Source organism: Terrabacter sp. Soil810 (assembly GCF_001429645.1).
GTDB lineage: Bacteria > Actinomycetota > Actinomycetes > Actinomycetales > Dermatophilaceae > Terrabacter.
The window spans coordinates 218,165-232,248 of the sequence record NZ_LMSW01000013.1 but is presented as its reverse complement, the minus strand read 5'-3'; the positions used below and the strand labels follow the sequence as shown (position 1 = coordinate 232,248).

Genomic DNA, 14,084 nt, shown 5'->3' with positions numbered 1-14,084 from the left:
TGGCACGCCCGCGGCTCCGGTACCGGCTCACCGGCCAGTCACTCCTCGGAGGCCGCCGCCGACGCCTTCTTCGAGCCTGCCGCGCGGGCGGGCGCGGTCTTGGCGGCCTTCCGCGCGTCGCGAGCGGCCTTCTTCGCCGTGGCCGACGCCTTCGTCGTCTTCCTCGCGGCGACGTAGCGCTCGGGGTCCTTGTCCTTCGGGGTGATCCCCTCGGCCCAGCGCACCGCCTCGTAGCGCAGGAACTGCACGGCGATCTCGTGGCGCAGCTCGAGGCTCGCGCGCTGCCGGAAGTCGGCGAGGTCCTGGCGCTCCTCCTCGCCCATGTGGTCGCTGTTGTGGACGTTGGCGTCGACGACCGCCGTCCACCACGCGTCGGAGCCGGTGCGGCAGCGCCCCACCTTGCGCACCGACTTGCGGATGTCGTTGTGGTCCTTGACGGCGTCCTCGACCTCCTCGTCGACGGACTCGGCGTCGGCGCCGCCCGTGCCGATGCGCAGCAGCTCCGGGTAGAAGTAGAGCTCCTCGGCCTCGGCGTGCGTCTCGAGGAGGATCTCGAGCCGCTTCCAGACCGCGGCCAGGCCCTCGTGGTCGTCGCGCGGCCACTCCTCGAGCACGGCGAACATCCGTCGCTGCTCGTCGTGCTGGCGGAGGATGACGTCGGTGATGTCCACGGGAGGGCCTCTCTGTCGTCCGGCGGGTTCCGGATCCACTGTGCCGCATCCATACCCGTTGGACGTCGCGGGCTTGGCCGTTTCGCGTATCACCGGCCCCGGCTGGTGCCACCGTTGGTCGGGAGAGTTCACCGACGCGCTTCAGCGACGCAGGATGGGTGGTGGGTCCGCATGACGAGCAACGACCTGGTCGTGGTGCTTCCGGGGATCACCGGCAGCACGCTCGGGGTCCGGGGTGACGACGGCTCGCCGGCGAGCGAGAACCTCATCTGGGCCCCCAGCGCGGGCGCGGTGTGGAAGCTGCTGACGGGTAGCCAGTCCATCCTCAAGAAGGTGCTGCCCGAGGGGATCGGCGACGACCACCCGGGTGACGGCGTCGAGCCGGTGGCCCTCATGCCGGACGTCCACGTCCTGCCGGGCATCTGGACGCCGATCCGCGGCTACGACGTGCTCGTCAGCGCCCTCGAGAAGCAGGGCTACCAGCGGGGCACCGGCGGCAAGCCGGCCACGCTCATCACGTACGCCTACGACTGGCGCCTCTCGAACCGCTACAACGGCGCTCGTCTCAAGACCGTCGTCGAGCCCGCCCTCGAGCAGCTGCGGGCGCAGGGTGGCGCGTATGCCGACGCGAAGGTCGTCTTCGTCTGCCACTCCATGGGTGGGCTCGTCGCCCGCTGGTACATCGAGAAGTGTGGCGGGGCCGAGGTGACCCGCAAGCTCATCACCCTCGGCACCCCGTGGCGGGGTGCCACCGACGCGCTCACGCAGCTCGTCAACGGCGTCAAGAAGGGCATCGGCCCGCTGTCGATCGACCTCACGGACTTCTCGCGCAGCATGCCCTCGCTCTTCCAGCTGCTGCCCGAGTTCGCGTGCATCAGCAACGCCGGCGGCTACGCGAAGACGACCGAGGTGTCGGTGCCCAACGTCAGCACGGCGATGGTGGCCGACGCGATGGCCTTCCACACCGACCTCCAGGCCGCCGAGGCAACCCGCCCGGAGAGCCACACGTCGGCCCACATGATCGTCGGCATCCGACAGCCGACGGCGACCACGGTCCAGCTCTCGGGCGGCACGGCCACGGCCTACCAGGACTTCGGCACCGACAACGACTTCGGCGACGGCACGGTGCCGCTGACCGGGGCGGTGGGTCTCGGCGAGGCGCTCGACACCAACCTGGCCGTGCGTGTGCCCGACCAGCACACCAACCTCCAGTGCAACCAGCTCGTCCTCGACCAGGTTCAGGAGATCCTCAGCGCCAAGCCCGTCCGGAGGCGGGAGATCACCGACACGAACGTGCGCGCCGTCGTGCCCGACCTCGTCACGGCCGGACAGCCGCTCAAGGTGGCCTTCGACCTCGAGTCGGACGACCTCGGCGCCGACCCGCCGCACAAGGCCGTGACGGTGACGGTCAGCAGCGAGAAGGGCAAAGTGCTCGCCACGGCCGAGCCGGCGCTGCGCAAGGGCCACGGCGTCGCGACCTTCGACGACCTGCCGGCCGGCACGCACACCGTCACGGTCACCGGCTCGGGACCCACGTCGACGGTGCGCCCGGTCACGTCGACGACGCTCGTCTGGCCGAAGCCGACGCGCTGAGGAACGCGCCTGGTCGTCCGCGTGATCCTGCACCTGATCGCGCCACAGCTGCGCCCCAGCGACACGTCCTGCGCGACCTCGCGCGCGACCTGGTGTCCGCGACTGGTGGTTGAGTGAGGGCATGACCTCAGAGAGCAGTGCATCGACGATCGGCTGGGACTGCGTCGCGCTCGACTGCGCCGACCCAGCCGGTGTCGCGCAGTTCTACGCCGACCTGCTCGGCGGCCGCGGCGAGGCCGACCCGGACGGCGACTGGTTCAACGTGCTGTGGGACGGCCCGCGCATCGCGACCCAGCTCGCTCCCGACCACGAGTCGCCCGACTGGCCGCGAGGCCAGCAGCAGGCCCACCTCGACTTCGTCGTCGTCGACATCGCTGCCGCCCACGAGCGGGTGCTCGCCCTCGGCGGCACGGCGCTCGACCCCGTCGAGCCGCCACGGCCGGAACCCGAGCGCGGGTTCCGCGTGTACGCCGACCCGGCCGGCCACCCGTTCTGCCTGTGCCGCCCGACCGAGGACGCCTGGGGCTGAGCCTCGGCGGCCTCCGACCGTCAGCCGAAGTCGAGTCCGTCGAGGGACGTCGAGGGCTTCTGGTCGGGCAGCCGCAGCATGCGGAACGAGTTGGCGAGTCCCAGCAGGCCGGCCAGGAGCGGGACCAGCAGGGCGATCTGGAGAGAGCGGTTCCGGGCCTCGTCGTTGATGGCCAGCACCTCGGCCTCCACCTCGGCCGGCTGGCCGGAGATCTGCTGCTCGAGCTGGCTGTTGCTCATGATCTCGGCGTCGTGCTCGAGGGCCTGGGCGATCTGCTGCTGCTGCGCGGCGGGGATGACGGGACTGCTCTCGGACAGCTGGGTGAAGCTGAGCGACAGCGCGGCGAGCATGAGGCCGCCCGCCATGGCGAGACCGAAGGAGAGGCCGAAGGACCCGGCGGCCGAGTTGACTCCGGCGGCCTCGCTGACCCGCTCCTCCTCGACCGGTGCGAGGGTGTAGTTGTTCAGCTGCGACACCAACAGGCCGAGGCCGCACCCGGTGATCGCGAGCGGGACCACGAACCACCACCCGCTGTCGGCGCGTGGGACGAACGGGATGATGATCGCGACACCGAGGCTGCTCAGGACGAAGCCGACGCGGATGATCGCGGCAGGTCGCCGGTCACCGGCCTTCCTGCCGGCCACGAGGGCCGCCCCGAACATCGTCAGCGACAGGGGGGCGAGCGACAGGCCGGACTGGAGGGCGTTGTACTCGAGGGTCATCTGGAAGTAGAGCGGGAGGGCGATCATCGCGCCGCCCAGGGTGACCTGCTGCAACAGCTGTCCCGAGACACCGGCCGTGAAGTTCGGATGACGGAACAGGTCCGGGTCGAGCAGGGTCACGGCCCCGGCGCGCTTGCGCCGGATGAGCCACCGGGCCAGCAGCACGAGAGCCACGGCCCCGACGGCCATGAGGAGGCCGACGAACTCACCGCCCTCCTGCCAGACGAGGATCCCCAGCACCACGCCTCCCATGCCGAAGACGGACAGGACCGCGCCGACCACGTCGACCTTGCGTGAACCGGTGTATGCGACATCGCGGACCAGCCGGATCTGGCTCAGGACGACGACGATGATGACGACCTCCAGCGCGAACCCGACCCGCCACGACAGGTAGGTGGTGACGAAGCCGCCGAGCAGTGGACCGATCGCGGCGGCGATGGCGGCCGAGGCGCCGACGAGGGCGTAGGCCTGCTTCTGCGCGGTGCCGACGAAGTTGCCGTGGATCAGAGACTGCATGGCCGGCAGGAGCAACGATGCGCCGAGCCCGCCGATGATCGCCCAGAAGATGATGATCGCCGTGAGGCTCTGGGCGAGCGTCATCGCGAGCGCCCCGATGGCATACGCGAGCAGACCCAGGACATAGGCCCGCTTGCGCCCGATCAGGTCGCCGACCTTGCTGTTGATGAGGATGAACGCGGCCGAGACGAGCGCCTCGAGCGCGATGGCGGACTGCACCCCGCTGGCCGTCGTGTCGAGGTCGACGATGACCGCGGAGATCGACACGTTCATCAACGACGTGTCGACCACGAGGACGAACATCGCCGCGGCCAGCAGCAGCATCAGGCGGCGACTCCCCGAGGCGTCGGGATCCGATCCTGGGGCGGGACTCTGCGTCATGTCTCCCTCTCGGTCACCGAATGGTCCGGAGTCTATCGAGGTCGACCGGACGCGTTGGTCAATCGAGGACGATGCCGAAGTGGTCGGCGAGGGCGGCCCGCACGGCGTCCTCGTCGGTGAGCCGGGTCTCCTCGCGGCGGCCGTGGGTGGTCGTGATGAGCCGGTCGCCGCTCAGGGTGACCCGTCCCGTCGGGGTGAGCACCGACGCGAGCCGGGACCGGGTGAAGTGGCTCTCGGCCGAGGTCTGCTGCCACTCGTTGCGCGCGGCGAAGTCGCTCAGCGGGTGGGGTGTCGTCGTGAAGACGAAGCCGTCGCGCCAGTCCTCGCCGTCACGGCGCTCGCGGGAGACCCACGTGCCGTCGCGCCGCACGAGCCCGACGAGGTGCCCGCGCTCGCGGCGTTCGACGCCGTCGCGCAGCGGCAGCGGCTCGACGAACCCGTCACCGAAGCCGACGTCGGCGAGCACGGGCTCCTCGAGCCGCCCACCCGCGACCACGAGCGCCAGGTGGTCGAAGTCGTCGGTGAGCCCGCCGGCAGCGGTGGCCACGCGCGCGGAGACGAGGTCGACGGCATACCCGAGGCTGCGCAGCAGCAGGGCGAAGAGGCCGTTGAGCTCGTAGCAGTAGCCGCCGCGTCGGGCGTCCACGACCTTGGCCAGCAGGGCCGCCCGGTCGAGGCGGATCGGCCGGCCGAGCGAGATGTCGAGGCTCTCGAACGGCACGGTCAGCAGGTGCGCCCGGTGCAGCGACGCGAGGGCGCCCAGGGTCGGGGACTCGGGGGCGGTGGCGCCGATCCGCGCGAGGTAGGCGGCCGCCTCCGTCGTGGTCAGCGCGTCGGCCGTGGTCGGTGGGGTCACCCGGTCATCCTGCGACCTCCAGCCTGCTTGAGGTCAAGGGGTCGGGAGCGGCAGGGTCACCCCGACCATCGTCACGCCGCGCCCGTCCCACTCGTATGCCGTCCGCTCGAGCAGGTGCCCGGCCGCGGTCCGCAGGGCGGCCGGGTCGACCGTCGGCGCGTCGAGGGGGCCGCGCTCGAGCACCTGGGTGCCGTCGTCGTAGCGGACGAGCACCTCGAGCCGGCGGGGGAGGCGGGGTGGCCCGTCGAGCGCGATCACGCGCGAGACGGCACGGTCGATGCAGCCGTCGAGCACGGCGACGACCTTCGACCGGGTCCGGGTCGCGGGCAGCGACCGGCTCGCGCTCACCGAACGGCGCGGTCCCGGAAGGCGGATCGTCGCGTCATCGGTGCCGCTCGCGATGGAGACGAGGCGGCGGGCCATGGCCGTGGTGACGAGGCGCTTGAGGTCGTCCTCGTCGAGGCCGTGGAGGTCGGCGACGACGAACAGCCCTGCGGCGTGAAGCTTTTCGTAGGTCGTCGGCCCGACACCCCAGAGCTCGTCGAGGCGCAGGCGAGGTCGCACGCGTGCCTCGAGCTCGGCGTCGACGACGACGAGGCCGTCGGGCTTGGCGCGCCGGCTGGCGAGCTTGGCCATCAGCTTGGTGCGCCCGACCCCGACCGAGACCGGGATCCCGACCTCGGCTCTGGCGGCGGCGCGGAGGGCGGCGGCCATCCCGCGCGGGTCGCCCCGGTCGCGACCCGTCACGTCGAGGAAGGCCTCCTCGACCGAGCCCGGCTCGACGAGGGGCGTGAAGCGGCGGAACACCTCGAAGAGCCGTGCGGATGCCTCCTCGTAGGCCTCCGAGCGGTAGCCGGTCACGAGCACCTGGGGCCAGCGCCGCTGGACCTGGCGCAACGGCATACCTGCGTGGATGCCGAGCGCGCGGGCCTCGTAGGACGGGCACGCGACGACCTCGTGGGCCACGACCATCGGCCGGCCGCGCAGCGCGGGGTTATCGCGCTGCTCGACCGAGGCGAAGAACGCGTCTGCATCGGCGTGCAGGATCACCACGGGCACAGTCTCCGCCCGACTACCGACAGAACGCAGGGTGAAGTGCGTGATGGTCCGGCATCCGGTGTGGTGATCACCCCACCGGATGCAGTTTCATCCGCAGGTTCATGAACGGGGCTCAGTAGCCGGCGTGGTCGAGGGCCTCGGTCGTCAGCTGGCGGCCGAGCTCGATCATCTCGGCAGCCCGGTGGAAGTCCAGGGTCTTCACGGCGTTCGAGGGCACGGTGACGAGCACGTCGGGAGGGTTGCTCGCCATCCGGTAGCGCGAGATAAGGGCGCTCATCGTCTCGAACGACATGTTGAGCAGGTCGACGAGCCCGACGTCGGCGGCGCGCACGACGAGCGCCTCGGTCGGGGTCGGGGGCAGGTCGGCGATCGCCTCGGGCGGGATCGTCTGGTGGTGGTCGAGGTCGCGGCCGTGCCCGCCGAGGCGGCTCGTGATGGCTCGGATGCGCTCGGACTCGAGCACGTCGGTCGCGCTGCGCCGCAGGCGGGTCGTCCACTCCTCGCGCGGGACGGCCTCCGACGACTCCTTGACCGGCGTCGTCGGGCCGCCGGCGGCCCGCATCCCCGACAGCGATACCGCGATCGTCACGTCCGCGTTGGCCGCCGCGGTCGGCTCGATGGGGATCGGGTTGATGAGGCCGCCGTCGACGAGCACCCGTCCGTTGATGACCGCCGGCGTGATGACGCCCGGGATCGCGATCGAGGCCCGGATCGCGTGCACGACGGGTCCGCGCTGGAACCACACCTCCCGGCGTGCGTTGATGTCGGTCGCGACCGCCGTGTAGGGGATCGGCAGGCTTTCGATCGTCGCGCCGTCGAGGATCTCGCCGACCTTCGCGATGATCCGCTCCGCGCGGATCGCGCCGCCGGGCGAGGTGATGCTGAGGTCGAGCAGGCGCCACACCTCGCGCTGGGTCAGGCTCCGCGCCCACTCGGTGTAGGCGTCGAGCTTGCCTGCCGCCGCGACGCCGCCGACGAGCGCACCCATCGACGAGCCCGCGATCGACACAACCTCGAAGCCGCGCTCGGCGAGCACCTCGAGCGCCCCGATGTGGGCGTAGCCGCGCGCCCCGCCCGACCCGAGCACGACCGCCGCACGCATCCCCTCAGCCACGCTCCGACGATAGCCCGCCCCCCGGAGGGGTCGCTCGCCGGTCACGAGGTCAGGTCACGAGTTCAGGCCAGGAGGTCAGGACGTCAGGAACCAGATCTCCATCGCGTCCAGCCGCGCCCGGTCGGCGACCATCTCGATGCCGGTGACGATGTCGCGGTCGTCGTCGACGGTGAAGCGGAACGCGACCATGGCCTCGCCCCGCAGCGTCCAGACCGCACCGATGCCGCCGTCGAAGGCCGCGAGCCGCGCCGACCTGGCGCCGCCGTTGAACCGCTGGGCCACGGCCTCGGGCCCGCGCAGCACCTCGGGCGAGCCCATCGCGACAGCGGCCTCGTCGGAGGTCAGCACGACGTCCGGGTCGAGCATCTCGAGCAACGCCGTGAAGTCGCCGCCCCGGGCCGCGGTGAGGAAGGCCGTGACGACCTCGCGCTGCCGGGTGCGGGCGGGCGCGGCCGCGTCGGCGTCGGCGTCGCGCACCCGGCGGCGGGCCCGGCTCGCGAGCTGGCGGGTGGCGGCGGGGGAGCGGTCGAGGATGTCGGCGATCTGCTCGAACGGCATCCCGAAGAGGTCGTGGAGCACGAAGGCGAGCCGCTCGGCGGGGGCGAGGGTGTCGAGCACGACGAGCAGGGCCAGACCGATGCTGTCGGCGAGCTCGACCTCGCTGGCCGGGTCGGGGGCCGGTCGGGTCGGCTGGGTCGGGGCGGTGCGCACGGCCCCACCCGCGACGAGCTCGGCGAGCCCCGCGTCCCAGCTGTCCTCGCGCCGGGAGCTGCGCGAGCGCAGCATGTCGAGGCTGATCCGCCCGACGACGGTCGTCAGCCAGCCGGCGAGGTTGGTGACCTCGGTCGTGTCGCTCCGGCTGAGCCGCAGCCACGCCTCCTGCACGGCGTCGTCGGCGTCCGCCGCCGAGCCCAGCACTCGGTAGGCGACCGCACGCAGCCGCGGCCGCTGCTGCTCGAAGTCGCGGGCGAGCCACTGCTCGCGGGTGTCGTCGTCCATGGTCGTCACATCCTCCACTCGGGATCCGTCATAGCACTGACGAGCCCAAACCACCCGATGTGACACCAACGGCTCGGCACCCCACCACCAGTAGCACGCGACCACCCAGGAGACCACGATGTCCGCTGTGAACACTCTCATCTACCCCGTCGCCGACCTCGCCGCCGCGAAGCAGGTCTTCACGACGCTGCTCGGCACCGAGCCGCACACCGACGAGTCCTACTACGTCGGCTACAACGTCGACGGCCAGGAGATCGCCCTCGACCCGAGCGGCCACCGCAAGGGCCTCACAGGGGCGACGCCCTACTGGTCGGTCGACGACCTCGAGGCGACGGTCGCGGCGCTCACCGAGGCCGGGGCGACGGTCAGCCAGCGACCGACGGCCGTCGGTGGCGGACGCACCGTGGCCGTGCTCGCCGACGCCGACGGCAACATGATCGGCGTGATGCAGGGATGACGGCCCCCGACGACGTATGCCGTCCGCCCGCCGAGGTGCCCGCGTCGCCTCCTCCGCCACGCCCCACCGCAGCGCGGGTCCGCGACACGAGGGACCTGCTGGGCCGCGAGATCGACTGCTGGGTCGCCACGACCGACCCGGCGACGGGCGCACCGCACCTGGTCCCGCTGTCGTTCGACTGGGACGGGAGCACGCTGCTGCTCGCGACGGGCGAACGCAGCGTCGCGGGAAGGGGTCTCGCCTCCGGCGCGGGGGTGCGGATCGGGCTCGGCGGGACACGCGACGTCGTCATGGTCGACGGGTCGGTCGGGGTGGTCCCGACGGCCGACCTCGACCCGGCCGAGGCCGACCGTTTCGCCCAGCGGACGGGTTTCGACCCCCGGGAGACCTCCGGTTCCTACCTCTTCTTCCGGGTCGTCCCGAGCCGCATCCAGGCCTGGCGCGAGGAGAACGAGCTGCGTGGTCGCGACGTGATGCGCGACGGCCGATGGCTCGGATCGACCGACTGAGCCATCACGCCGGATCCGACTGTGCCGCAGTCGATCCCATGCCAACCGCAGGCTGACTGAGCTGCTGCTCCCGAGGCGCGTGACGGCATACGCACGCGGTGCCGGCGACGGCCGCACGACGAGGGGCCGGGAGGGGTGTCACCGACGCCCACCCGGCCCTCCGCGCTGCCCGGAGCCTTAGTCGGGTCTTGCGCCCTCGCTGTGACCTGTGCAGTATGGGAGAGCAGATGTAAGCGCTTACAGAGCCGGGGAGACCCGGTCAGGGGCCTGGTCGCGACACATCACTCAACGACGAGACGCGAGAGGTGGGACCCATGGCGACAGCACGCGAGCACGGCCCGGACACCCCCTCGGTGGGGGCCACGATCTACTCCGTCGCCGAGCGCGCCGGCGTCTCGATCGCCACCGTCTCCCGCGTCCTCCAGGGCGCCGGCACCGTGTCGTCGACGACGACGCAGAAGGTCCTCGACGCCGTCGAGCAGCTCAACTACGTGCCGCTCGGGGCCGCTCGCAGCCTCGCCGTTCGGCACCACGAGGCGTACGGGCTCGTGCTGCCCGAGCTGACCGGCCCGTACTACTCAGAGCTGCTCATGGGCTTCGAGTCGCGGGCGGCAGAGCTGGGCCAGAGCGTCACCCTGATGCTCACCGACGGCAAGGCCGACCTCGCCCGTGCCGTGCGCCAGCTCGCCACCCGCGTCGACGCCATCGCGGTGCTCGGCTCGGCCGCGATGCCGCCCGCCGTCGCCCGCGCCCTGCACGGCCAGAAGCCCGTCGTCATCATCGCCGGTGCGCCCCAGGAGGGCATCGAGAGCGTGGGCGCCGAGAACGCCCACAGCGCCGAGCAGCTCACCGAGCACGTGCTCACCCACGGGCGCACCCGCCTCGTCTTCGTCGGTGACCCCGAGGGTGCACCCGACATCTACGAGCGCCACGCCGGTTTCGTCGCCGCCCACCGGGCGCGGGGCGCCGAGCCCGCTGCTCCGGTCCGCGTGCCGTTCCGTGAAGGGGAGGGCGAGGCCGTCGCGGAGCGCATCCTCTCCGGCGAGATCGAGGCCGACGCGCTCGTCTGCGCCAACGACGAGCTCGCGCTGGGCATCATGAGCCGCCTGCAGGACGCCGGCCGAGACGTCCCGGGCGACGTCGCCGTCGTCGGCTGGGACGACGTGATGGCGTCAAGGTACGTCCGGCCGGGTATGACCACCGTGAGTCAGCCAGTCAGGGAACTCGGGGTCCTGGCGGCAGACCGTCTTCACCATCGGGTCCAAGGGGGTGAGCCCCACGCCGAGCGGCAGGTGCTCGCGACCCGGGTGATCATCCGCGGCTCGTGCGGCTGCGCGAGGCCGCGAGACACCCATCCCGGACGGAGCGGCGTCACGGATGACGAGCAGCCGTGACGGCAGTGCTTCACCACAGCAAACGAAACCCCCAACGTCTCGAACGAGACCCGAGAAAGCGAGAGACCGATGAGACGCACCACTGTCATCTCCGTCGCGTGCATGACCGCCGCGGCCCTCACCGTGACCGCGTGTGGTCGCGGTGCCGAGGACGGCGGCTCCGCCGCCGGTCAGACGGGCGCCGCAGTCAGCACCGGCAAGGCCACCGGCACGATCACCGTCTGGGCGATGGGCGCCGAGGGCGACAACCTGTCCAAGCTGACGAAGGACTTCGAGGCCGCCAACCCCGGGGTGAGCGTCAAAGTGACGTCCATCCCGTGGGCCGCGGCGCACGACAAGTTCACGACCGCGATCACGGCGGGCAAGACGCCCGACGTGGCGATGGTCGGCACCACGTGGATGGGTGAGTTCGCCGGGAGTGACGCCATCGACCCGACGCCTGCCCAGATCGACAAGTCCGCCTTCTTCGAAGGTGCGCAGAAGACGACCGAGGTGAACGGCACGTCCTACGGCATCCCGTGGTACGTCGAGACCCGTGTCGTCTTCTACCGCACCGACCTCGCGAAGAAGGCCGGCTACGACACCGTGCCGACCGATGCGGCCGGACTGAAGGACATGGCCAAGGCCATGCAGACCAAGGCCGGCGCCAAGTGGGGCATCGGCCTCCAGGCGGGCGGCGACGGCTCGTGGCAGACCTTGATGCCCTTCGCCTGGAGCGAGGGCGCTGACCTCACCAAGGACGGCGGCAAGAAGTACAACTTCGACAGCCCGGAGGTGCTCAAGGCGACCCAGTACTACCAGTCGTACTTCACCGACGGCATCTCGAACAAGAGCGCCCCGGCGACGCCGACGACCGAGCCCGACTTCGTCAACGGCACGGTCCCGATGTTCATCTCCGGCCCGTGGATGATGTCCGCGGTCGAGAAGGTGGGCGGTGCCGGCTTCAAGGACAAGTACAACGTCGCGCCGATCCCGGCCGGTTCGGCCGGCTCGTCGTCCTTCGTCGGCGGCTCGAACTTCGTCGTCTTCAAGAACACGCAGAACCGCGACACCGCGTGGAAGTTCGTCCAGTGGCTCGCCGAGCCCAAGGTCCAGTCGAAGTGGTACACGATCTCGACCGACCTGCCGTCGGTCAAGAGCGCGTGGCAGGACCCCGCGCTCGCCTCGGACAAGAAGCTCGCCGTCTTCGGAAAGCAGCTCGAGACGGCCAAGGCGCCGCCGTCCTTCCCGACGTGGGAGCAGGCGGTCAAGGGACTCGACACGGAGCTGGAGAAGATCACCAAGACGGGCGAGGACCCGGCCACGGGTCTCAAGACGGCCCAGCAGCAGGCCGACTCCATCGGCACGGGCATGTGATCGCATGACTGCCCAGACCGGCACGACCGGGTCCCCCACAGGACCTGTGACGCCACTTCCGGTCACCGCTCCGGGACGGCCCGACCACGGGTCGTCCCGGGGGGCGGGCGACGGAGGCTCCCCCGGACGGGTCGGGTCCGGCCGCCGGCGGGAGGGGCGGGCCGCCTGGATCCTCGCGATCCCCTTCTGCCTGCTCTTCCTCGCCTTCACGGCGTGGCCGGTGGTCCAGTCGCTCTTCATGAGCTTCACCGACACCAAGGCGAAGGACCTGCGACACCCCTTCAGCGTCAACATCGTCGGCTTCGACAACTTCACCAAGGCGCTGTCGGACCCGATCTTCCGCAAGGCTGCCGCCAACACCGCCTACTTCGTCCTCGTCGGGGTGCCGCTGACTCTCCTCCTCGCGCTCGCCGCGGCAGTCGCGCTCGACAAGGGCATCACGCGGTTCCGCGCGGTCTTCCGCCTCGGCTTCTACATGCCGGTCATCACCTCGATCGTCGCGGTGGCGGTCGTCTGGCGCTTCCTGCTGCAGGATCCGGGTGGCCTGATCAACACCGTGCTCGGGTGGTTCGGCATCACGGGGCCCAACTGGCTCGGTGACCCGAACTGGTCGATGCCGGCCCTCATCATGATGGCCGCGTGGCGCAACTTCGGCACGGGGATGATCATCTTCCTCGCGGGCCTGCAGGCCGTGCCCGCCGAGCTGCACGAGGCGGCCGCCATCGACGGCGCCGGCGCGGTGAAGCGGTTCCGCCACGTCACCCTGCCCCTGCTGCGACCCACCCTGCTCTTCGTCATGGTCACGACGTCCATCGGCTACCTCCAGGTCTTCGAGGAGCCGTTCGTCATGACCCAGGGCGGGCCGCTCAACAGCACGATCACGGTGACGTACAACACCTACCAGCAGTTCGGCTTCGGCAACTACGGCCTCGCGTCCGCGATGAGCTACCTCATCTTCGTCGTCATCGCGATCGTCACGGCGCTGCAGTTCCGGCTGCTGCGAGAGAGGAGCTGACCATGTCCGTCGACACCGCACCCCGTCAGCCCGCGGCCGCGCCCCAGCAGGAGTCCGGCACGCCGCGCTCCGGCATGGTCGGGACCAGCCGCAGCGGGCACTGGTGGCTCTACGTCATCCTCGTCATCGCGCTCGCCGCCGTCGTCGCGCCCTTCGTGTGGATGGTGCTCGGCAGCTTCAAGGGCGAAGGAGAGCTGCGGCAGATCCCGCCGACGTGGTGGCCCCAGGACGCCTCGCTCGACAACTACACCCAGCTGTTCAGCAAGCTCAACTTCGGCCAGTACTTCACGAACTCGACGGTCGTCGCCGTCGTCGTGACGGCGGGCAATCTCGTCTTCTGCTCGATGCTCGGGTATGCCCTCGCGATGCTCGACTTCAAGGGCAAGCGGGTCATCTTCGTCGCCGTCATGACGACGCTCATGATCCCGGGCGTCGTGACGTTCGTGCCGCTCTTCGTCCTCGTCGCGAACGCCGGCCTCGTCGACACGATCCCGGGTCTCTTCCTGCCGTGGCTCGTCAGCCCGTTCGGCGTGTTCCTCATGCGCCAGTTCATTCTCGGGCTCCCGAGGGACCTGCTCGACGCGGGACGCGTCGACGGCGCCGGCGAGCTGCGGATCTTCTGGCGGATCATCCTGCCCCTCTGCGGTCCCGCCCTCGCGACGCTCGGCATCCTCACCTTCCTCGGCAGCTGGAACAACTTCCTGTGGCCACTGGTCGTGGCGCAGTCCGAGGACAAGTACACCCTCCCGGTGGCCCTGGCGCTCTACTCCACCGGCCAGAACAGCACGAACTACGGCCTGCTCCTCGCCGGGGCGACCGTCGTCATCATCCCGGTCCTCGTCGTCTTCCTCATCTTCCAGAAGCGCTTCATCGAGGGCATCGCCACCACCGGCCTCAAGTAATCGGAAACGGA

General features: G+C 70.8%; 14 protein-coding genes. 8 read left to right on the top strand and 6 right to left on the bottom strand.

Annotated features, from left to right (window positions below; all coding sequences use genetic code 11):
* Positions 1-38 precede the first annotated feature (38 nt).
* Positions 39-671: a hemerythrin domain-containing protein gene (locus ASG96_RS17895; RefSeq protein WP_057588795.1), complete on the bottom strand. Its 633-nt coding sequence runs from the start codon at positions 669-671 to the stop codon at positions 39-41.
* Between the two features lie 171 nt (positions 672-842).
* Between ASG96_RS17895 and ASG96_RS17890 the strand changes: the two genes are divergently transcribed.
* The gene (locus ASG96_RS17890; RefSeq protein ID WP_056750848.1) at positions 843-2,264 is read left to right on the top strand and encodes a triacylglycerol lipase; all 1,422 of its coding nucleotides are present in this window, start codon (positions 843-845) and stop codon (positions 2,262-2,264) included.
* Positions 2,265-2,385: 121 nt separating this feature from the next.
* Positions 2,386-2,793 (top strand): VOC family protein, encoded by a 408-nt coding sequence (locus tag ASG96_RS17885; RefSeq protein ID WP_057588794.1) that lies wholly within the window; start codon positions 2,386-2,388, stop codon positions 2,791-2,793.
* 20 nt (positions 2,794-2,813) lie between these two features.
* Here ASG96_RS17885 and ASG96_RS17880 read toward each other — a convergent pair whose 3' ends face one another.
* From ASG96_RS17880 to ASG96_RS17860, 5 genes are all read right to left on the bottom strand, one after another.
* Entirely contained in the window at positions 2,814-4,412 is a 1,599-nt protein-coding gene (locus ASG96_RS17880) for an MFS transporter (protein ID WP_056750855.1), read from the bottom strand.
* 58 nt (positions 4,413-4,470) lie between these two features.
* Complete coding sequence (locus ASG96_RS17875) at positions 4,471-5,268, bottom strand: arylamine N-acetyltransferase (RefSeq protein WP_200962714.1); 798 nt, start codon at positions 5,266-5,268, stop codon at positions 4,471-4,473.
* A gap of 33 nt (positions 5,269-5,301) precedes the next feature.
* Positions 5,302-6,321: a DNA polymerase IV gene (locus tag ASG96_RS17870; protein WP_057588793.1), complete on the bottom strand. Its 1,020-nt coding sequence runs from the start codon at positions 6,319-6,321 to the stop codon at positions 5,302-5,304.
* Positions 6,322-6,439: 118 nt separating this feature from the next.
* Entirely contained in the window at positions 6,440-7,441 is a 1,002-nt protein-coding gene (locus tag ASG96_RS17865; RefSeq protein ID WP_235506347.1) for a patatin-like phospholipase family protein, read from the bottom strand.
* A 75-nt stretch (positions 7,442-7,516) separates the two neighbouring features.
* On the bottom strand, positions 7,517-8,440 hold the full coding sequence (locus ASG96_RS17860) for a sigma-70 family RNA polymerase sigma factor (protein ID WP_057588863.1): 924 nt from the start codon (positions 8,438-8,440) through the stop codon (positions 7,517-7,519).
* A 118-nt stretch (positions 8,441-8,558) separates the two neighbouring features.
* On the opposite strand from ASG96_RS17860, the gene ASG96_RS17855 reads away from it, so the two are divergent.
* The 6 genes from ASG96_RS17855 to ASG96_RS17830 all read left to right on the top strand — a co-directional run bounded on the left by ASG96_RS17855 (position 8,559) and on the right by ASG96_RS17830 (position 14,073).
* Positions 8,559-8,897 (top strand): VOC family protein, encoded by a 339-nt coding sequence (locus ASG96_RS17855; RefSeq protein ID WP_056750863.1) that lies wholly within the window; start codon positions 8,559-8,561, stop codon positions 8,895-8,897.
* Complete coding sequence (locus tag ASG96_RS17850) at positions 8,894-9,406, top strand: hypothetical protein (protein WP_056750866.1); 513 nt, start codon at positions 8,894-8,896, stop codon at positions 9,404-9,406. Before ASG96_RS17855 ends, ASG96_RS17850 begins: the two co-directional genes overlap by 4 nt.
* 314 nt (positions 9,407-9,720) lie before the next feature.
* Positions 9,721-10,800, top strand: coding sequence for a LacI family DNA-binding transcriptional regulator (locus ASG96_RS17845; RefSeq protein ID WP_057588792.1), 1,080 nt, complete (start codon positions 9,721-9,723; stop codon positions 10,798-10,800).
* Positions 10,801-10,869: 69 nt separating this feature from the next.
* On the top strand, positions 10,870-12,156 hold the full coding sequence (locus tag ASG96_RS17840; RefSeq protein ID WP_056750871.1) for a sugar ABC transporter substrate-binding protein: 1,287 nt from the start codon (positions 10,870-10,872) through the stop codon (positions 12,154-12,156).
* 4 nt (positions 12,157-12,160) lie between these two features.
* On the top strand, positions 12,161-13,171 hold the full coding sequence (locus ASG96_RS17835; RefSeq protein WP_082591863.1) for a carbohydrate ABC transporter permease: 1,011 nt from the start codon (positions 12,161-12,163) through the stop codon (positions 13,169-13,171).
* 2 nt (positions 13,172-13,173) lie between these two features.
* On the top strand, positions 13,174-14,073 hold the full coding sequence (locus ASG96_RS17830) for a carbohydrate ABC transporter permease (RefSeq protein WP_082588423.1): 900 nt from the start codon (positions 13,174-13,176) through the stop codon (positions 14,071-14,073).
* Positions 14,074-14,084: the final 11 nt, after the last annotated feature.

Bases quoted from the DNA above. Each gene is read 5' to 3' on its own strand.
- ASG96_RS17850 (WP_056750866.1), top strand. From the start codon at position 8,894: ATGACGGCCCCCGACGACGTATGCCGTCCGCCCGCCGAGGTGCCCGCG.
- ASG96_RS17840 (WP_056750871.1), top strand. From the start codon at position 10,870: ATGAGACGCACCACTGTCATCTCCGTCGCGTGCATGACCGCCGCGGCC.
- ASG96_RS17880 (WP_056750855.1), bottom strand. From the start codon at position 4,412: ATGACGCAGAGTCCCGCCCCAGGATCGGATCCCGACGCCTCGGGGAGT.
- ASG96_RS17885 (WP_057588794.1), top strand. From the start codon at position 2,386: ATGACCTCAGAGAGCAGTGCATCGACGATCGGCTGGGACTGCGTCGCG.
- ASG96_RS17830 (WP_082588423.1), top strand. From the start codon at position 13,174: ATGTCCGTCGACACCGCACCCCGTCAGCCCGCGGCCGCGCCCCAGCAG.
- ASG96_RS17835 (WP_082591863.1), top strand. From the start codon at position 12,161: ATGACTGCCCAGACCGGCACGACCGGGTCCCCCACAGGACCTGTGACG.
- ASG96_RS17845 (WP_057588792.1), top strand. From the start codon at position 9,721: ATGGCGACAGCACGCGAGCACGGCCCGGACACCCCCTCGGTGGGGGCC.
- ASG96_RS17860 (WP_057588863.1), bottom strand. From the start codon at position 8,440: ATGGACGACGACACCCGCGAGCAGTGGCTCGCCCGCGACTTCGAGCAG.
- ASG96_RS17855 (WP_056750863.1), top strand. From the start codon at position 8,559: ATGTCCGCTGTGAACACTCTCATCTACCCCGTCGCCGACCTCGCCGCC.
- ASG96_RS17890 (WP_056750848.1), top strand. From the start codon at position 843: ATGACGAGCAACGACCTGGTCGTGGTGCTTCCGGGGATCACCGGCAGC.